General features: G+C 56.0%; 31 protein-coding genes. 16 read left to right on the top strand and 15 right to left on the bottom strand.

Features of this window, described 5'->3' with window-relative positions; genetic code table 11:
• Positions 1-124 precede the first annotated feature (124 nt).
• The 3 genes from D1641_RS01140 (at position 125) to D1641_RS01130 (ending at position 2,851) form a co-directional block, all read left to right on the top strand.
• On the top strand, positions 125-544 hold the full coding sequence (locus D1641_RS01140) for a sigma-70 family RNA polymerase sigma factor (RefSeq protein ID WP_160662560.1): 420 nt from the start codon (positions 125-127) through the stop codon (positions 542-544).
• Positions 545-1,065: 521 nt separating this feature from the next.
• The gene (locus D1641_RS01135) at positions 1,066-1,254 is read left to right on the top strand and encodes a hypothetical protein (protein ID WP_160662559.1); all 189 of its coding nucleotides are present in this window, start codon (positions 1,066-1,068) and stop codon (positions 1,252-1,254) included.
• A gap of 91 nt (positions 1,255-1,345) precedes the next feature.
• Positions 1,346-2,851, top strand: a complete 1,506-nt coding sequence (locus tag D1641_RS01130) for a recombinase family protein (RefSeq protein WP_160662558.1) — start codon at positions 1,346-1,348, stop codon at positions 2,849-2,851.
• Positions 2,852-2,975: 124 nt separating this feature from the next.
• Here the strand turns inward: D1641_RS01130 and D1641_RS01125 are convergent, their stop codons facing one another.
• The 5 genes from D1641_RS01125 to D1641_RS01105 form a co-directional block, all read right to left on the bottom strand.
• Entirely contained in the window at positions 2,976-3,257 is a 282-nt protein-coding gene (locus tag D1641_RS01125) for a hypothetical protein (RefSeq protein ID WP_160662557.1), read from the bottom strand.
• Complete coding sequence (locus D1641_RS01120; protein WP_160662556.1) at positions 3,257-3,445, bottom strand: hypothetical protein; 189 nt, start codon at positions 3,443-3,445, stop codon at positions 3,257-3,259. Before D1641_RS01120 ends, D1641_RS01125 begins: the two co-directional genes overlap by 1 nt.
• A gap of 2 nt (positions 3,446-3,447) precedes the next feature.
• A complete protein-coding gene (locus tag D1641_RS01115) occupies positions 3,448-4,053 on the bottom strand; it encodes a lytic transglycosylase domain-containing protein (protein ID WP_160662555.1) in 606 nt (201 codons plus the stop codon).
• The gene (locus D1641_RS01110) at positions 4,034-4,450 is read right to left on the bottom strand and encodes a hypothetical protein (protein WP_160662554.1); all 417 of its coding nucleotides are present in this window, start codon (positions 4,448-4,450) and stop codon (positions 4,034-4,036) included. The genes D1641_RS01115 and D1641_RS01110 overlap by 20 nt, the downstream gene beginning before the upstream one ends.
• 85 nt (positions 4,451-4,535) lie before the next feature.
• Positions 4,536-4,778 carry a helix-turn-helix transcriptional regulator gene (locus tag D1641_RS01105; RefSeq protein ID WP_160662553.1) on the bottom strand — a complete coding sequence of 81 codons (243 nt, stop codon included), beginning with the start codon at positions 4,776-4,778 and terminating at the stop codon, positions 4,536-4,538.
• Positions 4,779-4,919: 141 nt separating this feature from the next.
• On the opposite strand from D1641_RS01105, the gene D1641_RS01100 reads away from it, so the two are divergent.
• From D1641_RS01100 to D1641_RS01055, 10 genes are all read left to right on the top strand, one after another.
• Entirely contained in the window at positions 4,920-5,258 is a 339-nt protein-coding gene (locus D1641_RS01100; RefSeq protein WP_160662552.1) for a helix-turn-helix transcriptional regulator, read from the top strand.
• Positions 5,259-5,416: 158 nt separating this feature from the next.
• Positions 5,417-6,376 carry an exonuclease domain-containing protein gene (locus D1641_RS01095; protein WP_160662551.1) on the top strand — a complete coding sequence of 320 codons (960 nt, stop codon included), beginning with the start codon at positions 5,417-5,419 and terminating at the stop codon, positions 6,374-6,376.
• Position 6,377: 1 nt separating this feature from the next.
• A complete protein-coding gene (locus D1641_RS01090) occupies positions 6,378-6,926 on the top strand; it encodes a hypothetical protein (protein WP_160662550.1) in 549 nt (182 codons plus the stop codon).
• Between the two features lie 33 nt (positions 6,927-6,959).
• On the top strand, positions 6,960-7,532 hold the full coding sequence (locus D1641_RS01085) for a Uma2 family endonuclease (RefSeq protein ID WP_160662549.1): 573 nt from the start codon (positions 6,960-6,962) through the stop codon (positions 7,530-7,532).
• A gap of 39 nt (positions 7,533-7,571) precedes the next feature.
• The gene (locus tag D1641_RS01080) at positions 7,572-8,759 is read left to right on the top strand and encodes an AbiH family protein (protein WP_160662548.1); all 1,188 of its coding nucleotides are present in this window, start codon (positions 7,572-7,574) and stop codon (positions 8,757-8,759) included.
• On the top strand, positions 8,746-10,263 hold the full coding sequence (locus D1641_RS01075) for a recombinase family protein (protein ID WP_160662547.1): 1,518 nt from the start codon (positions 8,746-8,748) through the stop codon (positions 10,261-10,263). The genes D1641_RS01080 and D1641_RS01075 overlap by 14 nt, the downstream gene beginning before the upstream one ends.
• A 309-nt stretch (positions 10,264-10,572) precedes the next feature.
• Positions 10,573-11,109 carry a DUF4364 family protein gene (locus tag D1641_RS01070; protein ID WP_160662546.1) on the top strand — a complete coding sequence of 179 codons (537 nt, stop codon included), beginning with the start codon at positions 10,573-10,575 and terminating at the stop codon, positions 11,107-11,109.
• Entirely contained in the window at positions 11,096-11,566 is a 471-nt protein-coding gene (locus D1641_RS01065; RefSeq protein WP_160662545.1) for a pyridoxamine 5'-phosphate oxidase family protein, read from the top strand. The genes D1641_RS01070 and D1641_RS01065 overlap by 14 nt, the downstream gene beginning before the upstream one ends.
• A gap of 68 nt (positions 11,567-11,634) precedes the next feature.
• Positions 11,635-12,699, top strand: a complete 1,065-nt coding sequence (locus tag D1641_RS01060) for a hypothetical protein (RefSeq protein ID WP_160662544.1) — start codon at positions 11,635-11,637, stop codon at positions 12,697-12,699.
• Positions 12,700-12,713: 14 nt separating this feature from the next.
• Positions 12,714-13,580: a hypothetical protein gene (locus D1641_RS01055; protein WP_160662543.1), complete on the top strand. Its 867-nt coding sequence runs from the start codon at positions 12,714-12,716 to the stop codon at positions 13,578-13,580.
• A 40-nt stretch (positions 13,581-13,620) separates the two neighbouring features.
• Here the strand turns inward: D1641_RS01055 and D1641_RS01050 are convergent, their stop codons facing one another.
• From D1641_RS01050 to leuC, 7 genes are all read right to left on the bottom strand, one after another.
• On the bottom strand, positions 13,621-14,886 hold the full coding sequence (locus D1641_RS01050; RefSeq protein ID WP_160662542.1) for an AI-2E family transporter: 1,266 nt from the start codon (positions 14,884-14,886) through the stop codon (positions 13,621-13,623).
• Positions 14,887-14,925: 39 nt separating this feature from the next.
• Positions 14,926-16,362 carry an adenylosuccinate lyase gene (purB, locus tag D1641_RS01045; protein WP_160662541.1) on the bottom strand — a complete coding sequence of 479 codons (1,437 nt, stop codon included), beginning with the start codon at positions 16,360-16,362 and terminating at the stop codon, positions 14,926-14,928.
• 102 nt (positions 16,363-16,464) lie between these two features.
• Positions 16,465-16,878 carry a hypothetical protein gene (locus D1641_RS01040; RefSeq protein WP_160662540.1) on the bottom strand — a complete coding sequence of 138 codons (414 nt, stop codon included), beginning with the start codon at positions 16,876-16,878 and terminating at the stop codon, positions 16,465-16,467.
• 60 nt (positions 16,879-16,938) lie between these two features.
• Positions 16,939-18,015 carry a 3-isopropylmalate dehydrogenase gene (leuB, locus tag D1641_RS01035; RefSeq protein WP_160662539.1) on the bottom strand — a complete coding sequence of 359 codons (1,077 nt, stop codon included), beginning with the start codon at positions 18,013-18,015 and terminating at the stop codon, positions 16,939-16,941.
• An 18-nt stretch (positions 18,016-18,033) separates the two neighbouring features.
• A complete protein-coding gene (locus D1641_RS19335; RefSeq protein ID WP_243149180.1) occupies positions 18,034-18,681 on the bottom strand; it encodes a hypothetical protein in 648 nt (215 codons plus the stop codon).
• The gene (locus tag D1641_RS01025; protein ID WP_160662538.1) at positions 18,678-19,163 is read right to left on the bottom strand and encodes a 3-isopropylmalate dehydratase small subunit; all 486 of its coding nucleotides are present in this window, start codon (positions 19,161-19,163) and stop codon (positions 18,678-18,680) included. Before D1641_RS01025 ends, D1641_RS19335 begins: the two co-directional genes overlap by 4 nt.
• A 113-nt stretch (positions 19,164-19,276) precedes the next feature.
• Positions 19,277-20,533: a 3-isopropylmalate dehydratase large subunit gene (leuC, locus tag D1641_RS01020; protein ID WP_160662537.1), complete on the bottom strand. Its 1,257-nt coding sequence runs from the start codon at positions 20,531-20,533 to the stop codon at positions 19,277-19,279.
• A 151-nt stretch (positions 20,534-20,684) separates the two neighbouring features.
• Here leuC and D1641_RS01015 point away from each other — a divergent pair, with 151 nt between their 5' ends.
• Positions 20,685-20,831 carry a hypothetical protein gene (locus tag D1641_RS01015; protein ID WP_160662536.1) on the top strand — a complete coding sequence of 49 codons (147 nt, stop codon included), beginning with the start codon at positions 20,685-20,687 and terminating at the stop codon, positions 20,829-20,831.
• A gap of 48 nt (positions 20,832-20,879) precedes the next feature.
• Entirely contained in the window at positions 20,880-21,509 is a 630-nt protein-coding gene (locus tag D1641_RS01010; protein WP_160662535.1) for a Crp/Fnr family transcriptional regulator, read from the top strand.
• A gap of 33 nt (positions 21,510-21,542) precedes the next feature.
• Here the strand turns inward: D1641_RS01010 and sulP are convergent, their stop codons facing one another.
• The 3 genes from sulP to D1641_RS00995 all read right to left on the bottom strand — a co-directional run bounded on the left by sulP (position 21,543) and on the right by D1641_RS00995 (position 25,155).
• The gene (gene sulP / locus D1641_RS01005) at positions 21,543-23,186 is read right to left on the bottom strand and encodes a sulfate permease (protein ID WP_160662534.1); all 1,644 of its coding nucleotides are present in this window, start codon (positions 23,184-23,186) and stop codon (positions 21,543-21,545) included.
• 118 nt (positions 23,187-23,304) lie between these two features.
• A complete protein-coding gene (locus tag D1641_RS01000; RefSeq protein ID WP_160662533.1) occupies positions 23,305-24,063 on the bottom strand; it encodes a MerR family transcriptional regulator in 759 nt (252 codons plus the stop codon).
• 105 nt (positions 24,064-24,168) lie between these two features.
• Positions 24,169-25,155, bottom strand: a complete 987-nt coding sequence (locus D1641_RS00995) for a DUF4349 domain-containing protein (RefSeq protein ID WP_160662532.1) — start codon at positions 25,153-25,155, stop codon at positions 24,169-24,171.
• A 193-nt stretch (positions 25,156-25,348) separates the two neighbouring features.
• Here D1641_RS00995 and D1641_RS00990 point away from each other — a divergent pair, with 193 nt between their 5' ends.
• The gene (locus tag D1641_RS00990) at positions 25,349-26,089 is read left to right on the top strand and encodes an N-acetylmuramoyl-L-alanine amidase (RefSeq protein ID WP_160662531.1); all 741 of its coding nucleotides are present in this window, start codon (positions 25,349-25,351) and stop codon (positions 26,087-26,089) included.
• The last annotated feature ends 18 nt before the right edge of the window (positions 26,090-26,107 follow it).

Below are 26,107 nucleotides of genomic sequence, written 5' to 3'. Positions count from 1 at the left end.
TTGCGCTGTGCGGGCGTTTCTCTATTCCGAAGCCTCTGGACACGGTGTCCAGAGGCCCGCTGCCGCTCCCCGCCCCTCCATTTCGATCTGTCCCCTTCCACCAATATCGAAATGGAGGTTACATATGACAACCATCAAATTGAACCGTTACTATCCCTATTTGACCGAGAATATCACCCTGGAGGTATCGGATGAAATCGCCGTTGTTCTCTCCATCGGGGGCCGCCAGTGTGACAGCTACAAGCGGCGCAAGCGGGAGCATGACGAGTGCTCCCTGGACGTTGACCCCGGCTTTGAGCCGGATGTGATGTTCCCGCCCCTGACCCCGGAGGAGATCATTCTGGAGGAGGAAAACCGTTCTATCCTCTACGCCGCTCTTGACCAGCTCCCGCCCATCCAGGCTCGAAGGGTGTATGCCCACTACATTCTGGGCAAGAAAAAATCTGAGATTGCCAGGGCCGAAAATGTAGAGGGGAGCGCCGTTTGCGACAGTATCCGCCGGGGCTTAAAAAATCTTTCAGAAATTTTGAAAAATTTTCATTGAGGTGTACCCGAAATCGGCCAAAACCCGCCTGATGTATGAGGAGACTTATGCACTGAGGACAACTGAATACACAGTATTCCAGGCACAAAACCTGCGTGAACAGCGACAAAAGGCGCGCCGCCAGGACAGCCCGCTCAAGGAGGTGACAGAAGCGGGCCGAGCGATCAGCGCGAACCTTTGACCCGGCCCTGGCAAGCCGGGCGCGGCGACAGCGCAGGGGATAATGAAACTTGCTCACGCCCTCCCATAGACTTGCGGGGGAGCTTCGCAATCCTGCGGAGTTATGACAGCCGGAGCCGCCCGGCGGCCTGGGATACTCCCCTGTGCCGGGGCGCGTGGCAAATACGGCGCAATCATAGATCGAAATGGATTTATCCTCGCTGGACTTCTGGCCACCGTGACCAGAAGTGGGGCAAGGTTGAAGGGCGGCACTTTTCCGGGTGCTGCCTTTCTGCGTTTCCCCACGGGACAAGAGGGAAACTTGTTTGCTTAAAACCCCCGTTTACACAGGAGGATAGAATATGCCGCATACCCGAACCAATTATCACAGAGAAGTGAAAACGGCCTCTCTCCAGGGCCGAACCATCACTGTTGAAAATCTGACCCCCATTCTTGCGCCCAAGGTGCGGAACAGGCGCAAGCGGGAGATCGAGGCGGGGCTTTACACTGTGTTCCGCAAATACGCGCCGGGCCGCGCGGAAATGCGCTGACCGGGCGGCATCCTTGTGCCGTGGGGCTGTCTTTGGTATAATATACTTGTAAAGGTTGACAGCTCCATTTTCCGACAGGAAAGGAGTTATCATGGAAAACCGTATCGACGCTATCTACGCCAGACAGTCCGTGGACCGCAAGGACAGTATCAGTATTGAAAGTCAAATCGAGTTCTGCAAGTACGAGTTAAGAGGTGGGAACCACAAAGATTATCAAGATAAGGGCTATTCCGGGAAGAATACGGACAGGCCAAAATTCCAGGAGCTTTTAGCCGACATCCGCCAGGGTTTAATTCGCCGGGTGGTGGTTTACAAGCTGGACCGTATCAGCCGTTCCATTTTGGACTTCGCAACCATGATGGAACTGTTCCAGGAGTACAACGTGGAGTTTGTTTCCTCTACGGAAAAGTTTGACACATCTACCCCGATGGGCCGGGCCATGCTGAATATCTGTATCGTGTTCGCCCAGTTAGAGCGCGAGACGATCCAGAAGCGCGTGACCGACGCTTACTACTCCCGGTGTCAGCGGGGTTTCCACATGAGCGGTGCCGCCCCCTATGGCTTCAAGCTGGAGCCTACCACCCTCCAAGGTATCCGCACGAAAATGATGATCCCGGACCCCACCACGGCGAATATTGCCCGACTGATGTTTGAAATGTACGCCGAGCCGTCTACGTCGTTCGGGGATATTGCCCGGTACTTTGCCGAAAACAATATCCTGATTTACGGCAAGGAATTGAAACGGGGGTTTATCTCCCAACTGCTCCGCAACCCAATTTACGCCCAGGCAGACCTGGAGCTGTACGAATTTTTCAAGGGCCAGGGGGCCGTGGTGGTCAACGACGCGGCGGACTTCGCCGGGACAAACGGCTGCTATCTCTACCAGGGCCGGGACGTGCAGGAGCGAAAACACAAGGATCTGCGGGGGCAGATCCTTGTGCTGGCCCCCAGCGAGGGCATTGTCCCCGCCGATACCTGGCTGCGGTGCAGGAAGAAGCTGCTGGCAAATATCACGTTCCAGGGAGGGCGCAAGGCCCGGAATACCTGGCTGGCCGGAAAAATCAAATGTGGGCGCTGTGGGTATGCCCTTATGAGCGTGGGCAACCCGGCAGGGACGCAGTATCTTCGGTGCTCCAAGCGGGCGGACAATAAAAGCTGTGAGGGCTGCGGGACGCTTCGGACGGCAGAGTTTGAGCAATTTGTCTATGGGGAGATGGTGAAGAAGCTCTCCGAATTTCAAACCCTGACCGCAAAAGCAACGACCGTCAATCCCAAGCTGACCGCCTTGAATGTGGAATTGGCCCAGGTGGAGGACGAAATTGAAAAACTGCTGAACACTCTGACCGGGGCCAATGCGGTTCTACTGTCCTATGCCAATGGGAAAATTGAGGAGCTGGACGCAAACCGCCAACGGTTGATAAAGGAAATCGCGGCACTGAACGCGGAAACAATTTCCCCACAGAAAATCGAGTTTCTGTCTGCCCATCTGGAAAACTGGAACACGATTGACTTTGACGACCGACGGCAGGTGACGGACATTATTCTCTCTCAGGTCCAGGCCACCAGCGACCGCGTTTCGTTTGAGTGGAAAATCTGAAAATCTTTCTCTCTGCGTTTTATACTATGGCCTGTATGCCCTTGTTAAGCGTTGCTAGTGATCGTGTTGCAGATACCTGCGAAGCCTGCAACCTGCCCCGCACAGCCTGCCCGCTGTGCGGGGTTTATTCTTTTTCCTTGTACAGTCCATGGAGCTGCACCTCCTCTGTCGTAATGGGGACGGTTTTGCTGTCTACATCCAGATAGGGCTGTCCATCACAAAAATAGTAAATCACCATATGGTGCTTCCCCCGGCTGTCCCTCCACCGCAGCACAAAGGTGGGGGCATAAGCCCGCAGGCGGCAGCGGTACCCCATGACCAGATCCTGGACAGGGGGCACCTCCACCCCCTTGCTCAGGAGCAGCCGCCGCAGGCTGGTACGGGTGGCGTGCGGCATAATGTTCATCAGTACGCCGCCTCCCGCTCGTCAATGATGACGGAACCGTCTTCCGCCACGATAGCATAGGCCAGGCCGCCGTCCATAAGCCGGGCCCGGAACACACCAGATTCCACAGGCTCCGCACTCTCGACCCTGCCCCGGCCAAACCAGCCGTTCAGCGCGTCCCGTACTTTGCGCTCTATCCCCTGATACATAGTCAGTCCTTCTCCCATTTTTCCGCCGCCGCAAGGACGGCGTCTGCAAATTTCCGGTCTCCGTCGTCATAACCCAGGTTATAGGCCCGCAGGGCCGACGCTGTGTCCCCATGCCGCTCCAGCAGCTCCCCCAGATAGCCCACCCCGGCGGCAATGTTCTCAGCCGGAGTCAGTTCCCGGGGGAAATACTTGGGATTGAGCTGGCAAAGACCATAAGCCCCTCTGTGGCTGACCACATCCGGCTGAAACTGGCTCTCCTCCTCGATCAGCCCAAGGGCCAGAGCGACGGGGACGCCGTTTTCCTCGCAGGTCGCACGGAGGGCAGCCTGAAGCTCCCGCTCCAGGGGGACGTCCTCCCGGTAGGGGTCCGGCTCCAGCTGAAGCTTCACAGCCTCCAGCAGCCGGGGCTGGCTTATGGGTGCCTCCCAGATAATCTCCACCGAGGGCTTGTCCTCCTGCCGGACCTCCTGGAGCGCCGCGCCGTCGGTCAGCTCATAGCAGACGGTAATCGCGGCCAGAAGGCCCAGCAGAGCGGCCCCGCAGCGCTTGTCTGCCTGGGACGCTGGACACTCCCCCTCCCCGTTGAGCCTACACAACTTGAGTAACACTTTCTTCGTCCTCCCCCACATCTGGGGCACCTCCTTTGTTTTTCCACTCACACCGGCAGCCATAGATTTTCTCTACTGCCTGCCTGATCCGCTCCCGGCCAGCTGCCCGTTCCTCTGAGGTGTAAGGCACCTCAGGGGCCCGTTCAGTCACTACCGATACTCCGCATTTCGGGCCGGCGTCGCTGACCAGCGATCCCATTGACTGCTGCTCCGGCAGGTCTCCGTACTTGGTGAGGTGCAGCCCAGTCCAGCGGACGCAGCGGGTCGGATAATCTTTGTGGCGGTAGAGTGTCGTTCTCTGCGTCTCCTCTACCTCCACCGGCTGTCCCTCCAGTTCCCAGCGAGTGAAGTATATCTGCTGTCTTTCGCCGATGCAGTAAACCTCTCTGCGCCCCACGTGGCTGCACCTCCTTTCTGTCATGGTATGGGCCGGAGGTTGTCCGTTATGTCAGCCCCCTCCGCCGCTCGCCCGGGCGGCTTTTTCATGCGCTGTCCTGTACTTCTGCGCATTCATCCATCGATTTGCTAACTGTGAATTTCTGCGGCAAAAAAATTTCGGATAGTTCACATCCAAGGAGTTCCGCAATACGTTCAGCTGTTTTTAGCGGAACAGAACGGAGCCCATTTTCATACTGAGAATAGGTCGATATGGCAATACCAGCGTAGGCAGCAATGACGTCTTGGGTCAGACCTTTTGCTACCCGGAGTTCTTCCAGCTTGGACATATTCATCACCTCCTTCTATCCGCATTATAAATTCACAGTTAGCAAATGTCAAGATATTTTTTCACGTTTTGCAAAAAAATATTTTCAATCTGCAAATCATGTGATATGATTGCTTCACGAAATGCGAAACGAGGTGGATGTATGGATATCGGCCCGAGAATAAAATTATTGCGAGAAAAGCGAAACCTGGCACAATTCGAACTGGCTGCAATACTAAAAATCAACAATTCTACGTTATCGCAATATGAAACTGGCACGCGGACCCCAAGCGATGACATGAAAATCGCAATTGCAAATTATTTTGACGTATCTGTCGATTATCTCTTAGGCCGCGATGAGAAAGAAAAGAAACCCGCCAGTGATTCCACTGACGGGCTGGACCCTGAGCTGTTAGAGCTAATCAAACGCATTCCGAACGATCGGATGCCAGAGGTAGAGCGGTATCTTCGCTTTCAAGCAGAGCAACGAGAAAAACCTTAAAATCTGCCTGCTCACCCGCATCCATTTCCATCGCAATTTTGCACACCTCTGCCCTTGTCACATGTACCGCCCTCCCTTATACCTATATTTCCATTGTAGAACGTATGTACTAATGTGTCAATAGGAAAATTGTATAAACCTGTGAAAGGGATGTTTTCATGAACCGTTTCGATTTTGTTGCTATAGATTTTGAAACTGCTTCAAATCGTTATGATAGTGCCTGTTCTATTGGAATTGCTGCAGTACAAAATGGAGAGATAGTGGATACTTTCTATTCTTTGATACAGCCTCATGATCTGAATTTCAATGCAAAGAATATAGAAATCAACGGTATTACAGCCGATATGGTAAAAGAAAGTCCATCTTTAGATGACTTGTGGCTATCAGAGATTTGCAGGTTCTTTGGTCCTTATTTGGTTGTTGCGCATAACGCATACTTTGATATGTCTGTATTAAACCAATCTTTGTATTATTACAATTCTCCTAATTTTAAGTATGTAGATTCAGTTTCTATTGCGCGAGACTATGTACCTGGAACAAAATCCCTCCAGCACTGCGCAGAATATTTAGGTATCGACATGGGGCAACATCACAATGCACTTGATGACGCAATCACATGTGCTCATATCGTTTTAAAGTGTCTGGATATTTCCGGGCTAAACAACATTGGACAGTTCTGCTTTTCCAAGGAGAATATAAAAATCAATCATTTTTTTGATCTGGACACACAAGAGACATATCAGATTCACGGAAAGAGCAAACCTCAGCGCAAATACTATCAAAAAATTTCAGTAAAGGATATCACTCCGAAAGCAACAGAATTTGATGAGACCCATCCTCTCTATCAAAAATGCATTGTTTTTACAGGACAGCTATCGATAGACCGCAAAAAAGCTATGCAATATGCAGTTGATGTAGGCGCTACTGTAAAAAGTAATATATCTAAAAAAGTTCATTTTCTGGTAGTTGGAGAAAAAGAACCAGAATTTGTCGATGAAAACGGCCTTAGCCGTAAAGAAGCATATGCTAAAGAGCTAAATGAAAGCGGAAAAGCAAATATACAGATCATAAGCGAAAATGAGTTCATTGTTCTAATTAAACAGGAGGCATTGATCTAACATGGATGAACAAATTTCCCTCTTAGGCTTTGAGCCCGTGGAGTATAAAGAGGTCACATTCCTGGAGTCTATTATTCCTGAATTAAAATCTGCTGTTGGCGATTGCGGCGGGAAACCAGAACACCTGACCTATAAATCCACAAAGAGCGATAAAACTGGAAACGGCTATACTGCTGTCTCGTTTAAAAAACTTACCACTTTCCGGCTACACCTTCGAGGAGCACAGCACTACATCTCTCTTCCATCAGTTTTTTCAGATCTAATTCCGGACTCTTTCCCTACCAAACAATTACCATCTGATTCAAAATACATTCGCATTTTGATCGACAAAGATCACCCAATTGAATCTTACTATGATTTTTTGATTCAAATTGCAGGCGAAACTGTAAACCGCTACCCAAAGGAATGGGATTGTTGCTCTCGATACTTGGAATGCAGTGATGCCAAAACCTGCGTACATCCTGACAAATCATTCGCCCTTGGATGCGGCTATCGAAAAATCTTGAGCTCTGGCCGTATTTTCTACGGAAAGAATCGAAACATTGATTAGGTGTCCCACTTGGACACTGGAAAGGAACACAGTATGAGCAACAACCTGGCATATCAGGACGATTGCCGCGAGGAACTGATCGACGGCAAAGTGGTAGCGATGTCTCCCAGGCCTTCTGTAAACCACAGCCAAATCGCAAGCAATATTTACTATCTTTTTGCGCATTACCTGCGTAAAAAGAAATGCAGACCCTTTGCTGACGGTGTTGATCTCTACCTGACCGCAGACGACGTTTATGTTCCTGATTTTATGGTGGTCTGCGATCCGGATAAGGTCAAACAGGACGGTGTCCATGGAGCTCCTGATCTGGTAGCGGAGGTCCTCTCGCCCAGCACGGCCAAGAACGACCGTGGCCGAAAGATGGACATCTATGGGGCCTGCGGTGTCCAGGAGTACTGGATCGTCAGCCCCAGCGACAAAACGGTGGAGCAGTACCTCCTGAAGGATGGACGCTATGACCTGCACGCTGTCTACGTGCTCCACCCCGACTGGGTCTTGGAGCGTATGTCAGAGAAAGAGCGGGCGGAGCTGGTCACGGAGTTCCAGTGTAGCTTGTACGACGATCTCACCATCAGCCTGGAGGATGTATTTTACCGAACAATGTAAAAGTGTCCAAGCTGGACACATAGAAAAGAGGGTTGTCCTTTGGAGACTCGCACACTATTTATGATTGGGAATGGGTTTGATCTGGAGCATGGGCTCCGGACTAGTTATATGGATTTTTTCTATTACCTGGAAGAATTGAGGAAATCTTCAGGTTCAAATACTCCCTCATTGTTTGCCCACTATCTTGATTTTAATGAAGTAAACCTTATTATAAATCATCCTATTTCTACAGGAATTATTGAAATATTACGCTTAGATGACTCGATGCTAATGAATGTCTGGTGTTCTTATTTCGAATCTGTTATTAATCGGGAAGAAAATCTTGAAACGTGGATTGATTTTGAGAAGGAAATACAGTCACTTATTCTACAAATTGAAGAATATCAGAATAGCAATCCCCATCGTTGTATCTCAACTTCCAATCTCCAAACTTTGCTGAACTGCACATCTCCTTTTTTCCTTCCACCTAAGGTAAATTATCTCAATAATAAACTAAACATTGATAGTCATCTTGCAAATAAACTCTTTTATAAAGAGCTTTCTCTTTTTTTATATGATGAATTGCGCCGCTATACATTTTGTTTTGAATTATACCTTGCCTGCATCATGCCAATCTTACCGTCCAAATTCCCTCAACATACCCCTGATCCTTTATTCCGTTTTTTTGAAACAGGCACCAGAAACAATTTTTTGCTTTCTTTTAATTACACTACTACCACCGAAGAAAGATACAAAATAGCGAACATACAATATATCCACGGAAAACTTAGGAACCCTGATGAACTCGAAGCTCATATGCTCGAACCAGATTTTCAGTTGTCAACTCCGTTAATCTTAGGTTTTCATTCGGATAACCCCAACTCCGATACTAACCCGACTCCATTTCTATTTTTTGAGAAATTTTTTCAACGAATACTGCATGAAACTAAAGATTACATCTATAGCTGGATAAACAACTCAACTCAAAACTGCCAATTTAGAACTGTTATTTATGGACATTCTTTAGATTCTTCTGATGGAGATTTCATCAAATTAATTTTTGAAAAATCATGCTCCATCACGGTTTATTTTCATGATCCAGGTGTCTTACCTTCTCTCATAACAAACTTGGTTTCTATTTTTGGACGAGAGGAAGTAAATCGTATTCATTCCCAAGGTAAACTTCGATTTGTCCCTGCTGATATACTAAAAGTAAGAGAACCGGAGGCCAATTATGCCCCTATATAAACAAGAATTGTCAGGCTTGGACGCTGGCCTCTACCTCCGCAAATCCCGCATGGAAGAGGGGCTGGACACCGACGAGGTGCTGGCCAAGCACCAGAAGACCCTCCTAAACTACGCCAAGGAGAACGGTATCCATATTATAGAGACCTATCCTGAGGTAGTCAGCGGTGAGTCTCTTTATGCCCGACCGCAAATGCTCCGTTTGCTCCAGGATATTGAGGAGGGTCGGTATGACTGCGTGCTGTGTATGGATCTGGACCGGCTCTCTCGCGGACGGATGAAAGACCAAGGCATCATTCTGGATGCTTTCAAGGACTCCGAGACGCTGATTGTTACTCCGGAAAAGGTCTACAACCTGTCCGACGAGATTGACGAAGAGTATGCAGAACTAAAAACTTTCATGTCCCGCCGGGAGTACAAAATCATCAACAAACGCCTGCGTCGCGGACTCCAGCAGACCATTGAGGATGGCTACTATGTGGCTAACGCCCCCTATGGATACAAAAAGGTCAATATCGACCGCAAGCCTACCCTGGAAATTTGCGAGTCGGAAGCGAAATTTGTCCGTATGATGTTCCAACTCTACGCCCAAGGCTATGGTTGCGTTTCCATCGCCCGTCATATCAATGCTCTGGGAGCCCACCCTCATCGCGCCGCTGAGTTCAATCGCAGCACCATATCCAGGATACTGCACAGCCCTGTTTATGTGGGCAAAATTGTCTGGAATCAGAAAAAGCATATCAAAAAAGGTGTCAAGGGCAACGATAAAAATGTGGTGATCTACCAGCCAAAAGAGAAGTGGACCATCGTAGACGGCCGTCATCCTCCTATTGTTGATCAGGAACTATTCGACCAGGTTCAAGCTATATTGGACAAGCGATACATTCCCTCCAAAAACGACGGCACCGTAAAAAGTCCCTTAGTCGGCCTAGTCAAGTGCGCCAACTGCGGGATGAACATGCAACGGCTGGTAATGAAAGGTGAGCCATATCTTCTGTGCAATAAGCCAGGGTGCTGTGCCTCAACGAAATTTTCCTTGGTAGAGGATCGTGTGCTGGAATATTTAACTCGGACCTTAGCAGAACTTACCCTCTTCCCTGCCGATACTTTGGCCAGTCACGACACCTCGGTCCTGGAAACTACACTGGATACCGTCCAGAAAGAACTGGCATCAACTCAGCGGCAAAAATCACGGCTCTATGAATTGCTGGAGCTGGGTGAATATGATATTCCCACCTTCCGGGAACGGATGGAGGTAGTGCGAAACAAGGAGACCGTACTGGAACGTAAAGCAACTGACACCTTACGAGCTATCCAAGACGCCAAAGCGGCTGATCCTGCCGCGCTGGCTGAGAAGATCCGCTATGTACTGGAGAATTATGCTACTTCTGATGCCGCCCAGCGTAATGCTCTGCTGCACTCTGTAATCCAGGTCATTTTCTATCATAAGGAGAAAAAGACCAAACCCACCGCTTTTTACCTTGACTTTATTCTGTCACCCAACTGACTTTTTCTTATGCCTCAAAATCTATAAAGCGCTATATCTTACTCACGGCATGAGTCAAAGATTTTTTTCGTGTGTATGCACACGGCCTCCCGGATACTGCGATCGTCACAGACGGGGCCGGGCACGACCTTTTCTGGCATAAGATTCCCTCCTAAATTTGGATGGTAATGGGCACCTGAGCGCCCGGTAAGGGTTTTGCTTACAACACATCTTATGTAGCGGGCAAGTTTTGGTGCGGGTCAGGCAGTTTTTCTCTTGCCCTTTTTGGCCTTTGCGACTATAATAAGCTCACCGGAAAGGAGGTCCGCTATGTCCATCGGATTCATTCAGGACGATCTGGATCTTAAGCTGCTGGTCCTCTATATTATGGACCGGGCGGCGGGACCCATCACCTTTTTACAGCTGTTTGAGCTGGCTCTGTGCGACGCGGGGGTGGATTACTTCTCCCTCAATCAAGCCGTGGGCCATATGGTGGCCACCGGCCAGCTCACCAAGGAGGAGGAGCGCTACGCCATCACGGACAAGGGCCGCCGGAACAGCCAGATCTGCGAGAGCAGCCTGCCCCGTTCGGTGCGGCGGCACTGCGACGAGAACCTGGTAAAGGTCAACCAGGCCCTGCGCCAGGAGGCCCAGGTCAGAGCCCAAACCGTGGACCGGGAGGATGGCACTGTCACCCTGTGCCTCACCCTGGAGGACGGAACCTCTCCCCTGCTCCAGACGGCTCTGCTGGTCCCAGGCCGCCCCCAGGCGGAGCAGTGGGCCGAAGCGTTTAAGCGGGACCCCGCCGCTGTCTACCACGGGATCATCAAGCTGCTGAGTCAGGAGGATTTTCATGAGAAGAATTGATCGTGCTCAGGACCGTGCGTTTTCCCTGGCCCTCATCGACCGCTGCACCCACGGAGTTATGGCCCTCACCACCGGCGAGGCAGTTCCCTACTGCCTGCCCCTGTCCTTTGTCCGGGTGGGGGACGAGCTCTACTTCCACTGCGCCCGGGAGGGGCGGAAAACAGGCCTGCTGCGCCTCTCCCCCCAGGTGTGCGTCACCTTTGTGGGAGAGGACCGCCCCGCTCTTGTCCCGCCCGCTGTGTACACTACCTATTTCCAGTCCGTCATTGTCACCGGAACAGCCAGCGAGGTGACCGACCCCGAAGAAAAAACTGCCGCCCTCCGGGCCCTGTGCCAAAAGCTGACCCCGGAGCATATGGACAGCTTCGAGGCGGCTGTGAAAACGAGCCTGGCCATCACCGCCATATGGAAAATCCATATAGCGGAAATCACCGGCAAGGCCAAGCTGGAAAAATGAGGTTCCGGTTTTATTGTACGCCGGAGGAGTTGCGGGCGGTCTTCTCCGCCGCGGAAAAGCTTCAGCCCATGGAATACTCCTGGCTGGACCAGAATCTCTCCTATCTGCCCACCTTGGACAATTTGCTGCGGGAGCCGCTGTGCTCCTGCCGGGACATCCACAATTTCGGCCGATACTCCCTGTGGCCCCACCACCTGCTGGTCTACCCCGCTCCTGGCGGCGACCCGGAGCGGGGCTGCGCCTTCCCTATCATTCTGGACTACAGCGGCCCGCCGGGGGAGATCACCGGCGGACTGGCTCTTTGCGAGGGCAGCCTGGTCCTGGAATCGGAATACAAATTCGAAAAGGACCAGACCTTATTCCGCACTCTGCGCAGCTGCTTTCAGAGGCAGTTCCACTTCAAAAAGGCAGGCCACGGCTGGCTGTCCCCCTCGGTCTGGGAGCACCGGCGGGACTATCTGTTTTTCTGCGGCACCTTTGGCATGGTCGCCGGCCCCTGGCGGCTGGACGAACGGGACCAGGTGGTCCCTCTAAACTGCCTGGTCCCGGAGGACAAGACCCTGCTGGAACAGCTCCCCCGCCTCCCCAACGATCAGCGCATATTCTCTTTTTTCGCGGAGAAGAAGGATTTGCTGGAGCTGTTTCATCAGTTGTCTCAGAAGTATGATTCGCTTCTTTATCTGGAGCACCCTGCCTCCCGGACCGGACCCCTGAACGACCCGGAGCAGCTGCTCTCCCTTGGCCCTGCGTGGCGGCAGATCAAACGACTGGTCCTCTACGACCAGGACACCCGGACCTTTTTGAATTTCGCCAGCCTTGGCGGGCGCTGGAATGGGAGCAATCGAATTATTGACATCACCCAGATCAACCACTTCCAGAGCCTCTATGGCAATACCCTCTATTTGTCCCTGGCAGAAGCGGTCAAGGCGCAATTTCACTCCATCGCGGAGCCCCACTATGGACCTTTCTACCTCAGCCCCAGGCTCTATCTGCGACGGCATGAGCTGATTTTGAACCTGAACGATCCCCGTTTCCGCATTGACGGAGAGGATTACCCCGTCCACGTGTGGCGGAAGGAGTGGGGCGAGCTGCTGGAGGGGTGGAATATCCCCGACGAGACCCCGGCACGGTGAGGAGGGAGCACACTGTGGAGCCCAAATACGGCATTCAGAAGGGAATCATCCTCTATCTCGCCGACTGGTTTACGCCGGAAAAGGTGGATACAGTGGAGGAGGTTCTGTCCCGGTTTCTGTCCATGACCGGAGAGACCTTTACCAAAAAGCGCTCCGGACGTCTGGACGCCTACCCAGGAAGGAGCTGCCCCTCCGGCTTTCGGAATATCCGGGGCAGCTGGCAGAAAATCTTCCACAGAGAGTTTGACGGCCAGTTTGCATCCACACCGTCTCAGGACGGGTCGGGGGTTCTCTCCCTGTCCAACTGCGATGGCGAGCATTTGCAGACCGTCCACTGCTTTCTGGCCCTGTACAATTTCAAGCGCTGGGTCAAGGCCTCCAGCAAGATTTATCTCCAGTTCAGCCGCTCTGTCCCCTGGAGGGAAGTTTGGGACTTTTTGTTTTATGTAAATCAAATGCTGGACGTACAGTACGCCAGCGCCGGATATGAGCTGGCTGTCAATCCATTCCATTTCTCCCCTCCGGCCATCCGTACCCTGCGGGACTTGCCCCTGGTCAACAGCTACGACACCGAGTGGTATTTCAGAAGAAGCGACCGCACCATTCAGTGCCCCAACCTGATCCAGGTCCTGAGCGAGGAGCTTACTGCTCCTCTGTCCTCCCTCCCCAAAAATAGCAGCATCACCCTTCTCCCCATGGACGGCGGAAAGCAGGCCGTCCACATACTGGACGGCAAGGCCCTGGAGGAACCGGATGAGGAGGAGCTGCTGGCCCGCCTGCGCGCCCTGAACATATGGTTCCAGCCCATCCTGGCTCAGCTGGACAAGCCCATGTACTTCAAGCCTGACGCGTGGAAAATTCGCTGCGGGCGATTCAGCTGAAAAACACCTCCGTCCCACAGGACGGAGGTGTTTTATGCTTTCAGGCCATCGGCCCTGTCTTTCCCATATATTTCTTTGTTTCTACTGGCAGACCCCTGGAGTGCAGGCCGCGGGCCACCATACGCCTGATGATGCTGTAGATCATGGCAAAGACGGGGACCCCCAGCACCATGCCGCCAAAGCCGAACAGTCCTCCAAACAACAGGATGGAAAACAGTACCCAGAAGGAGGCCAATCCGGTGGAGTCTCCCAGGATTTTGGGTCCCAGGATATTGCCGTCAAATTGCTGGAGGACCAGAATAAAGATGGCGAAGTAGACGGCCTGGAGCGGGCTGATCAGGAAAATCAGCAGCCCACAGGGAATCGCTCCGATGAAGGGGCCAAAGAAGGGAATAATGTTGGTCACGCCAATCACCACAGAAATCAAGGCTGGGTATGGGAATTTGAAAATGTTGCAGCAGACCAGGCAGAGAATACCGATAATCAGGGAGTCCAGCAGCTTGCCATTGATAAAGCCGCTCATGATTTTATAGGCGCTCCGGACCTCCTCCACAACCAGGTCGGCAAAGCTGGTAGGGAAAATGCTGTAGACAATCTTCTTGCTCTGGGCGGCAAAGGTGTCCTTGCGGGCCAGAAGATAGACGGATACAATTACAGCAATCAGCAGGTCCTTCACCAGCACCAGAAAGCCCACCACCACACCAGACACCCCAGCCACCACGCCAGTGAGGTTAGGCACGATGTCCTTGCGCAGCCACTCCAGCGCAGAGGTGGCCGACTCCAGATTGGGCAGGATGTCGGAGTTCAGCCACTGCTCCAGCGAGGCGGCGGAGGAGTTGTAGATGGACATCACCGCGGACTGGATCTCCGGGTTGTCCTCGAAGTAGGTCTGGAGCCAGCCCTGGACCACCTCAATATAGTCAGGGATGGCCTGGACAAGGCCCACCACGCTCTCATATACCTGGGGGACCACCATAGCCAGCAGCAGATAGATGAGGAACAGCGCCAGCAGCAGGCTGAGGACGATAGCCACAAAGCTGAGAAAGGCGTGGCTGTTTCGCTCCTCCATCCGCTTGTCCGGGGTAATGGCCAGGAGGAATGTCAGGATCGTCCGATGGATGGGCAGCAGCAGGAAGGCGATCACCGCGCCCATAAAGATGGGCCGCAGAATACCCCCGATGGTATTCAGAAATGCGGTTACCGTTTTCAAATGGAACAGCAGAAAAAACAGCAGCAGAGACGCCGCAATTACCGCGAAGGCGGTCAGCCCGGCGGCCAGATACGGGTGCCGGTCCTCTCGTTTCATAGCTCCACTCCCCTACCTCTTTTTAAAATCCTCCGGGCGTTACACCGTCAGCTCCGTCTCTTTTCCGCCCAGCGCCCCCGCATACTTTTTCAGCACGGGGGCGATTTTCCAGAGCAGGAACTCCTCTACCTGCTCCGGACACCGGCCAATATAGGCGCCGGGGTCCAGATGGGCGGACAGCTCCTCCCTCGTCATGCCGAAGGCCGGGTCGGCGGCCATCAGGTCGATCAGGTTGTTGGACAGGCCCAGCTCCTTCACGTTGTAGCCCGCCTCCTGGGACAGCACCCGGATGCGCTCGTGGAGCTCCTGCCGGTCGCCCCCCCGCTTGACCGCGTCCATCATGATGTTCTCGCTGGCCATGAAGGGCAGCTCCTCCAGGACGTGCTTTTCAATCACCTTGGGGTGGACCACCAGGCCGGAGGCCACATTGGCCCAGATGTTCAGGATGGCATCCACCGCCAGGAAGGCCTCGGGAACGCTGAGCCGCTTGTTGGCCGAGTCGTCCAGGGTGCGCTCAAACCACTGGGTGGCGGTAGTGACGGCGGGGTTGCCCACGTCCACAATCACATACCGGGCCAGGGAGCAGATACGCTCGCAGCGCATGGGATTGCGCTTATAGGGCATGGCCGAGGAGCCGATCTGATTTTTCTCAAAGGGCTCCTCCACCTCCTTCAGGTGGCACAACAGACGCAGGTCGGTGGCAAACTTGCTGGCGGACTGGGCCACCCCGGCCAGGGTGGACACCACGTTGTAGTCCAGCTTTCGGGAGTAGGTCTGTCCGCTGACCGGGACGACGGCTGTAAAGCCCATCTCTCCGGCAATCTTCTCCTCCAGCAGGCGCACCTTCTCGTGGTCCCCCTCGAAGAGCTCCAGGAAGGAGGCCTGGGTGCCGGTGGTCCCCTTGGAGCCCAGCAGGGCCAGGGTGGAGATGCGGTGCTCAATCTCCTGCAGGTCCATCAGCAGCTCGTTCATCCACAGGGTGGCCCGCTTACCCACGGTCACCAGCTGAGCGGCCTGAAAGTGCGTAAATCCGAGGGTGGGCAGGGCCTTATACTCACGGGAAAATTTTTCCAGGTGGGCCAGCACCCGGACAATCTTGTCCCGGACCAGCTCCAGCCCCTCCCGCATGAGAATCACATCAGTATTGTCCCCCACATAGCAGCTGGTGGCCCCCAGGTGGATGATGGGCATGGCCTTGGGGCACAGCTCTCCGTAGGTGTGGACGTGGGCCATCACGTCGTGGCGCAGCTTCTTCTCCCACTGGGCGGCCTTCTCATAGTCGATGTCGGTAATATGGGCCTCCAGCTCCTCCACCTGCTCCTGGGTGACGGGCAGGCCCAGCTCCATCTCCGCCCGGGCCAGAGCCACCCACAGCCGCCGCCATGTGGAGAATTTCTTGTCCGGGGAGAAGATGTACTGCATCTCGTCGCTGGCGTAGCGGGAGGACAGGGGACTCTCATAGCGGTTAGTTGACATAATATCGACCTCTCATCTTTCCGTATTTTTAATTCATTATAACGCATTTCTCCCCTCTTTGCTACCCTTGCGGAAAATTTTCACAAAAGTTTAAGGAAGCCTTTATAAAATTTCTTTCACGTTCTGTTGATCATGTTCATCATAAAACACGATAAACGCTTTTCCTTCTCCGCCCAAATAGGCATCCCAGGAAACAGTGTTCCTCTCTTTCAGGTCGTCTCCGCAAAACGGGCATTTTGAACTGTAGTTCAAATAGACAAAATGGCCTCCAAAAATCTGCGCCATCCGCTCAGGCAGACGGCCTTCACACCCATAATCATATTCGTCTCTGGTCAGCTCAGCAACCGCAAGCACTTTATTTTCCAGGTCATAGGCACTGCCGCAATAGATCGGGACCATATCTGTGTCGGCGGTCGCCACGGTATATACAAGCCGCTTTCCACATCGTCCACATTTTGCGTGATAAATCCGCTCCAGTTTTCTTACTACATCTATGACCCATTCACTTTTTTCCATACGGTCCTCCTTCTTGCAACAAATATGGCACGGCGGCCTATAACCGCCGTGCCGAAATAATCACAGCTTCTCCCGGATCAATTCACCCATCCTCAAGGTGCCCACCGCTTCCTCGCCGGGCTTGGCGATGTCGGCGGTGCGCCAGCCCTCGTTGAGGACGGCGTCCACCGCCTCCTCGATGGCCTTGGCCTCGTCGGGCAGGTTGAAGGAGTAACGGAACATCATGGCCACCGACAGGATGGTGGCGATGGGGTTGGCCTTGTCCTGGCCGGCAATGTCGGGGGCGGAGCCGTGGATGGGCTCATAGAGCCCGGGGGCGGTGTCGCCGATGGAGGCGGAGGGCAGCAGGCCGATGGAGCCGGTAATCATGGACGCCTCGTCGGAGAGGATGTCGCCGAACATATTCTCGGTGACCACCACGTCGAACTGTCCCGGGTCCTTTACCAGCTGCATGGCGGCGTTGTCCACCAGCACGTCCTCACACGCCACGTCGGGGTACTCCCCGGCCAGCTTATGCACGATCTGCCGCCACAGCCGGGAGGTCTCCAGCACGTTGGCCTTGTCCACGCTGGCCAGCTTCTTCCGGCGCAGCCGGGCCAGCTCAAAGCCCCGGCGGACAATGCGCTCGATCTCCTTCTCGGAGTAGGCCATCAGGTCGCTGGCCTCCTCCCCCCGGTCCTCGGTCTGATAGCGGTCCCGCTTGCCGAAGTAGACCCCCCCGGTGAGCTCCCGGACGATCATCAGGTCGATCCCCCGGTCGGCGGTCTCCTTCTTTAGAGGGCAGGCGTCGGCCAGGGCGGGCCGCAGGGCGGCGGGACGCAGATTGGCGTACAGCCCCAGGTCCTTGCGGATGGACAGCAGGGCGGTTTCGGGCCGCTTGTTCGGGTCGGAGGCGTGGCCCCACTTGGGTCCGCCCACCGCCCCCAGCAGGACGGCGTCGCAGGCTTTGCACTGCTCGGCGGTGCCGTCGGGGTAGCTCTTGCCCACCGCGTCGATGGCACAGCCGCCCATGACGATGTCCACATACTCAAATTTATGGCCGAACTTCTCGCCGATGGCGTCCATCACCTTGACAGCCTCCCCCACCACCTCGGGGCCAATGCCGTCGCCCTTGATGAGGGCAATTTTATAGTTCATACTGTTCACTCCTTATCATTACTCCGGCCAGACCTGGCGGCAGTCGGTCAGATCGGCGTTGGGCTTTTCGGATACCAGTACAAGGGCGCTCTTGGACAGGTCGTTGTCCTCGAATTTTTCGGTTTTCAGAAGCTCCAAAATCTTAGGCCACCAACTCTCCGCGTCCTCGGTCTTGAGCCAGACAGCCAACACACAGCCATCCTCGCCAATGTAGTCATAGCCGTTGTCCTGGACCGCCCCCTGGGACCACTCCGCAATCCGGTCGGGCAGATTGTAGCGGATGTCCAGGTCCGGGTTCTCCAGCTTGCGTGAGTCCATGCTGATGATGATGGACTGCATCTTCTGGAACCGCAGGCGGATCAGCCGGTTTTCCTCCAGAAAATCCTGGCGGAGCTCACAGGAAAATCCAAGCGGCTCCAACGCCCCCACCAGAGCCTGGACAGTGACTGCGTCACCCGGGAAAAAGCAGGACAGCTCTTTCAGCTCCTCCCGCACCGCAGTATCCCGGACCTGCGCACAGAGGGACTTGTCGTCCCCCTCCAGGGTACAGCTCAACGGTATCTCCGTCAGCTCAATGTGCGCTCGAACAGCGGCTTCGTCAATCCCCAGAAAAACTGCCTTCTCCCCTGGTTCAAAGGTCAGCGGCATTCGTTTGGGCGTTTTCATCTCCCCAGCCCCCGCTCCTTCAGGGAGTTGAGCAGACCGCCGCTCTGGATGATGCCGTCGATGAACTCGGGGAAGGGAGCGGCCTTGTAGGTTTTTCCGGTGGTCACATCGGTGATAACGCCGCTGGCAAAGTCAACCTCCACCTGGTCTCCTGCCTGGATTTCCTCGGCGGCCTGGGGGCATTCCACGATGGGGAAGCCAATGTTAATGGAGTTGCGGTAGAAGATGCGGGCGAAGGAGGGGGCGATGACGCACTTCACCCCGCAGGATTTGATGGCCAGAGGGGCATGCTCCCGGCTGGAGCCGCAGCCGAAGTTGGGCCCGGCCACAATGATGTCCCCCGCCTGGACAGTGGAGGCGAAGTCCGCGTCGATGTCCTCCATGCAGTGGGCGGCCAGAGCCGCCGGGGAGGGGTCGTTCAGATGCCGCGCCGGGATGATGACGTCGGTGTCCACATTGGCGCCGTATTTGTAAACTTTCATGGTATTGTTCCTTTCTGTTTAAAATGCGGGCAGATGATATCCGCCCCTACATGTAGGGCGTGACCACTGGGCACGCCGTCCTCCGGAGAACGGCGCGCCGGGGTCGTCGCGCCCTACATTCTGGGGTCAGCCACGCAGCCGGCGATGGCGGAGGCGGCGGCCACGGCGGGAGAGGCCAGGATAATCTCAGAGCTCACGTGGCCCATGCGGCCCACAAAGTTGCGGTTGGTGGTGGAGACGGTGCGTTCCCCCTCGGCCATCACGCCCATGTGTCCCCCCAGGCAGGGGCCGCAGGTGGGGGTGGACACCGCCGCGCCCGCCTCAATGAAGGTCTGGATGAGGCCCTCCTCCATGGCCTGGAGAACGATGGCCTGGGTGGCAGGGATGACCACACACCGCACGTTGGAGGCCACCTTTTTGCCCTTCATGATGGCGGCGGCGGCCCGCAGGTCGCTGATGCGGCCGTTGGTGCAGGAGCCAATCACAACCTGATTGATGGGAGTACCGGCCACCTCGCTGACTACCTTGGTGTTCTCAGGCAGGTGGGGCAGGGCCACGGTGGGCTCCAGCCTGTCCAGGTCAATCACAACCTCCCGCTCGTAGACAGCGTCCGGGTCAGCGGCGAAGGCCTCGCAGGGGCGGGACACCCGGCCGTTGATATACTCCATAGTTCTCTCATCCACGGGGAAGATGCCGTTTTTGCCCCCCGCCTCGATGGCCATATTAGAGATGGTAAAGCGGTCGTCCATGGTCAGGCTGGCGACCCCCTCCCCAGCAAACTCCAGGGACTGATACAGGGCTCCGTCCACCCCGATCTCGCCGATGAGGTGGAGGATTACGTCCTTGCCGGACACGTGGGGCTGGAGCTTGCCCTTCAATGTAACCTTGATGGCGGAGGGGACCTTAAACCACAGCAGGCCGGTAGCCATACCCGCGGCCATGTCTGTGGAGCCGATGCCGGTGGAGAAGGCCCCCAGAGCGCCGTAGGTACAGGTGTGAGAGTCGGCGCCCACGATGATCTCACCGGGGGCGGCCAGGCCCTTTTCGGGGACGAGGGCGTGCTCCACCCCCATCTGGCCCACGTCGAAGAAGTTGGTGATTTTGTGCTTGAGGGCAAACTCCCGGGCCTGCTTGCACAGCTGGGCGGACTTGATGTCCTTGCAGGGGGTGTAGTGGTCCAGGACGATGGCGATTTTGTCCCGGTCAAAGATCTGGGTGAACCCCGCCTTCTCAAACTCGGTGATCGCCACCGGGGCGGTGATGTCATTGCCCAGCACCAGGTCCAGCCTGGCCTCAATGAGCTGGCCGGCCTCCACCTTGTCCAGCCCGGCGTGCCTGGCTAAAATTTTCTGCGTCATTGTCATTCCCATAGGGTAAATTACCTCCTTAGCGGTTTATTGAGGGAATTTTACCACAGGGCTTGCCGAAAGAATGTAAAGCATGATACCATATAGGAAAATCTTTTGACAACTATACCGATCTATGGTAAAATAAATCATAAACTGAAAGGAGGCCGACTATATGCCAAGTGAAAAGGAAATTGTGATCGTCCAAAAAGCGACAGTGTACGACCTCAAACGAATTATAAGGGAAAGACCTGATAAAACATATACACCGGATGAGCTGGATAAAATTTTTGACGCTTATATCACCGGAGCAGAACAGTAGGCACGGGGCGGGGAAATCCCGCCCTAATTTTTTACTGGAGGATCGTCTATGAACCACGAGCTGGACTTCCCCGCCGGGATATGGGAGCCCTTTGCCCGGAGCCGGCCTCCGGTGCGGTGCTCGCCTGGGTATCTCATCTACCTCCAGGGCACCGAGGCCACCTGCTTCTACTTTCTGAAATCGGGCAAGGTGAAGAGCTTCCTCCAGTCGGAGGACGGGGTGGAGCGGGTGCTGAACGTCTACCAGGCCGGGAGCCTCTTCGGGGAGGCCTCCTTCTTCGACGAGCTGCCCCGGGTGTCCTCGGCGGCGGCGCTGTCCCCCTGCGAGATCGTGCCCATCGACCGGGAGCTGGTGTCCCAGGAGTTCGCCCGCAACCCGGAGCTGGCCCTTGCCATGATGAAATATCTGGCCCGGACGGTGCGGCTGCTCTCCGGTCAGGTGGACCAGATGGCCTTCCGCCCCGCCCGGTGGCGGGTAGCCAGCTATCTCCTCGCCCTGGCCGGCCGGGACGGAGCGGCGGCCTGCACCCAGGAGGACATCGCCGCCGCCGTCTCTGCCAGCCGGGTGACGGTGAGCCGGGTGCTCAACGACTTCGCCCGGCAGGGCTGGGTGGAGCTGGGCTACCGGGCCATTGTCCTTCGGGAGCCCGGGCAGCTGCAAGCGTTATGTAAACAATAAAAGGGCCCTCCGATCCTCCGGAGAGCCCTTCTTTTATACCTCGGTCCGTTCCAGCGAAGCCGCCCGCTCCAGCGCGGCGTCAATGTTGGGGGCAAAGCTGTCCTCCCCCACCAGGTCGCAGAGACCGGATTTTTTAAACACCGACATGGGCTGCTCGTTCACATGGGAGAACAGCACCCGGATGTTCTTGTCCTGACACTCATGCCAGAGCCGCCGCAGGCTGTTCAGAGCGGTGATGTCCACAGCAGGGACGGAGCGCATCCGCAGGATCAGCACATTTTTCCCGGTGTTGCGCTCCATGTGGGGGATCTTATCCGCCGCGCCGAAAAACAGCGGGCCGGTGAACTCATAGACCATCACGTGGGAGGGCACCGGCTTGAGCCGGCCCTGGTCGTCCCCCGTGTCCTCCACATAGTCCCACTCCTTCACCGCGGCCACATCGGCCATTCGCTTCATGAACAGCAGGCAGGCCAGGGACAGGCCCACCCCGATTGCCACCACCAGGTCAAAAATCACCGTGAGCAGGAAGGTGACAATCAGCACGGCCACGTCGCTCTTGGGGGAGTGCTGCACCACCTGGACCAGGGTGCGCCAGCCGCTCATGTTGTAGGCCACCTGGAACAAAATGGCGGCGATGCAGGGCATGGGGATCAGGGCGGCGTAGGGCATGAGGAGGACCAGCACCAGCAGCAAAACCACTGCGTGGACCATGCCGGCCACCGGGGATTTGCCGCCGTTTTTGATGTTGGCCGCCGTCCGGGCGATAGCGCCGGTGGCAGGGATGCCCCCGAATAGGGCGGAGGCCGCATTGCCCACCCCCTGGGCCACCAGCTCCATGTTGGAGTTGTGCCGGGAGCCGGTCATCTCGTCGGCCACCACCGCGGACAGCAGGGACTCAATGGCCGCCAGCACCGCGATGGTAAAGGCGTCAGGCAGCACCGCCGCCACCGTCTCATAGGAGACGGCGGGCAGGGAAAATTGAGGCAGGGCGCTGGAGATGGCGTACAGGTTTCCGATGGTGTTCACCGGCAGGGAAAACAGCTTGACCACCCCTGCCGTGACAATCACCGCGATGAGGGAGGCAGGAATCTTCTTAAAAAACCTGGGCCAGACAATTAGGATCGCCAAGGCCAGGCAGCCCACCCCCACGGCCATCCAGTTGGCAGTGTGGAAGGTGCGGACCACCTCCCCCACCTTCTCCATGGTCTCCACCGGGGCGTGGGTAAAGGTCAGGCCAAAGAAGTCCTTCAGCTGGCCGATCAGGATGGTCACCGCGATGCCGGCTGTAAAGCCGGTGGTGATGGTGTAGGGGATGAATTTGATCATGCTGCCCATGCGCAGCACGCCCATCAAAATGAGCAGAATGCCTGCCAGGATGGTAGCCACCGCCAGGCCGTCCATCCCGTTTTTTGCCACGATGCCCGCCACAATGGTGGCAAAGGCCGCCGTAGGTCCGGCAATCTGCACCTTGCTCCCACCCAGAGCGGAGATGAGGAAGCCGGCCACAATGGCGGTATACAGGCCCTGCTCCGGGGACACCCCCGAGGCCAGAGCCAGGGCGATGGACAGGGGCAGGGCGATGATGGCTACGATCACGCCGGCCGTCAGGTCCTTGGTAAAATCCTCTCTGGAGTAATGCTTGAGGGAGTGGATCAGCTGGGGGGTCAGTTCTCTCATAAAATTTCTCTCCTTCCTCCTGTTGAGGGTCAGCCTTATCATACCTGAGAAAGGGAGAAATTGCAAGTTTTTCTGCCAAAGCTACAAAAGGGCGCGGGAGAAATCCCGCGCCCCTCGATCATTTGGTCCAGTGGGTCACCGCGTCCCGGAGGAACCTGGCGCAGCCCGGCCGCTCTCTGTCATAGCAGGCGGTAAAGCGCTCGTCCTGGACATAGAGCTCCGCGATGCCCCTGTGGCGCTGGACGTCGTACCTGTCACCCATAATGGTGAGCCAGCGGCGGTGGAGGGCGGTAATCTCCTTCCCCGCCTCCCCTGCCGGGTCGGCCCCGGCGGCCACGGCGGCGGACAGCTTGTCCAGAATCTCTTCCCCCAGACGCTCATACTCCTGATACTGCTCCAGGGTCACCCCCATCACCCGGGCGTTGGAGGCGTCCACCTCCGCGTCTCCATATTTCTCCCTGGCCTCGGCGCCGTACTGCCGCTCCTTCTCCTCCACAAACTGCCGCTTGAAGGCCTCAAATTTCTTCTCGTCTGACATGCTCTCATCCCTTTCCTGTGTTCGGATCGTCTCCCTTACGGAGTCGATCAGCCCCTGGACCCGGTCCCGCTCCGCCTCCAGGGCGGTTAAATGGCTGCGCAGGACGGCCAGGCGGTCGAAGGAGGGGTCATCCAGAATTTCCTTCACCCGGGCCAGCTCCACCCCGAGGGCCCGGTAGTACAGGATGTCCTGGAGCCGGTCCACCTCTGCCGGGCCGTAGAGGCGGTATCCGCCCTCCGTCCGGCCGGTTGGCTTCAGCAGGCCGATCTTGTCGTACCAGCGCAGGGCGCGGGTGGTCATTCCCGACAGGCGCGACAGCTTCTGAATGGTATATTCCATAACGATCACCTCCTGGGACTATCTTAACCGCTGACGTTACGGCAATGTCAAGAGTTTTTTCAAAAAAGAAGCCGCTTTGTCAAATGTGACAAGGCGGCTCTGGTTTTATTCCCCATCCGGCTTTTTTTCCTGCTCCCGCAGCTTTTTCAGCTTCCGCTTTCCAATGACCACACCCGCAGCGGCAGCAGCGGCCAGGACCACCAGCAGGAACACGTTGTAGGACACCCAAACAAGGAAATTCTGGAAGCCCTGACCCAAGCCGTGGACGCTGGCCTGGAAGCCGGCGGCCATCCGTGCGCCCAGGGAGGCGGTCTCTCCCACCTCCTCGGTGACCCGGTTCACCTCATTGAGGTAGACGTTGAAGGTGGAATACCCGATCAGGGCATCGTACCGCCGCAGATCAGAGGAGTACATCTCGATCTGATACTCCACATCGCTGAGGGCGCTCTCCAGGGCGATGATATCCTCCATGGTCTCCGCCTTCTCCAGCAGGGCCAGCAGCCGCTCCTGCTTGGTGCGCTGGGTCTTGAGGCGGGCCTCAATGTCGAAATACTCCTCCCCCACGTCCTTGCTGCTCTCGGCTTTATTCGTTACATAGCCCAGGTTCCCGGTTCCAGACAGGAACTGATCATACTTCTCCGCCGGCACCCGGACGGTGTACTCCCCGGAGCGGTTGGCGTAGGCGTCCCGGCGGCTGCCGCCGTAGAGGGAGGCGTTTTCAAAGTAGCCCTCACACTCCGCCGTCAGCCTTTTCAGGGCGGCCTCGCTCTCGTCGAATTTCTCCGTCTGAATGGTCAGCTCCGCCCGGCGGATCAGCTTGGCCTGGGGGTTCTGGTAGATGGAGCCGCCCTCAGCCCCTCCCTGGGGCATGTCGGGCTCGCCGGGTTCCTCGGGGGCAGGCAAAAAGTCCTCGCCCCCCATGTTCATGTCCCAGTATTCGTTCTCCGCCTCCCCGCAGGGCCCGATGGGCCCGGCGCTGGTGGCGGGCTGGCCCACGCTGGGGGAGGCGGAATTTGCTCTTTTCGCTCCGCACCCCGCCCCCAGCAGCAGCATGGCCGCAAGACTGATGGCAAACAGCTTTCTTCTTTTCATAACACCCCTCCTAATCTCAGCGTGTAGGGCGTGACCACCGGGCACGCCGCCCCCATGTCTCTGTAATCGGCACGCCGGGTCGTCGTGCCCTACATAATACCGCTTCATTTGTATAGACGCAAGCCAGAAGAAAAGGTTGCACAGATTCCAAAATTTTTTCATAGGATAGGTAAATTTCGGGAGGTGCATTGCTATGCCCATTATATATTTATCTCCATCTACACAGGACTGGAACCACTACGTCAACGGGGGAACAGAGGAGGAGTGGATGAATCTGCTGGCCGACAAGATCGTCCCCTATCTGGACGCCTCCGGCATCCGGTACGCCCGGAACACCCCGGATATGACTGCCGCGTCCTCCATTGCCGCCTCCAACGCGGGAAACTACGACCTGCACCTGGCCCTCCACTCCAACGCCGCCGCCGGTGACCAGGCGGGAAAGGCCCGGGGCTCCATCGTCTTCTATTACCCCGGCAGTGCCGACGGCCAGCGGGCGGCGGAGCTCATCGCCGACGGCCTGAAAACCATCTACCCCGACCCCAACAGGGTGCGCACCGAGGCCACCACCACCCTGGGGGAGGTAGCCAAGGTCAAGGCCCCCGCCGTTCTCATCGAGCTGGCCTTCCACGACAATCCGGAGGACGCCGACTGGATCAAGGCCAACATCGACAGCGCCGCCCGGGTCATCGCCCTGGCCCTGACGGAATATTTCGGCATCCCCTTCTTCGAGACGGAGCACCGCCGCCCCGGTGTGGTAGACGTGGAGTGGGGCAGTCTGAACATCCGGGCCCGGCCCAACACCTCCGCCGCCATCGTCGCCCAGGCCCCCGACGGCGCGCCTCTCACCATTATCAATACCGCCGGCGGCTGGCACCTGGTGAACTATAACGGAACCATCGGCTACGCCAGCAGCCAGTACGTGACAGTGGTGTAAGCTGTAGGGCGGATATGA

This window comes from Colidextribacter sp. OB.20 (assembly GCF_009911595.1).
GTDB lineage: Bacteria > Bacillota > Clostridia > Oscillospirales > Oscillospiraceae > Lawsonibacter.
The sequence above is the reverse complement of the archived record's forward strand: the minus strand, read 5'-3'. Positions and strand labels throughout refer to the sequence as shown.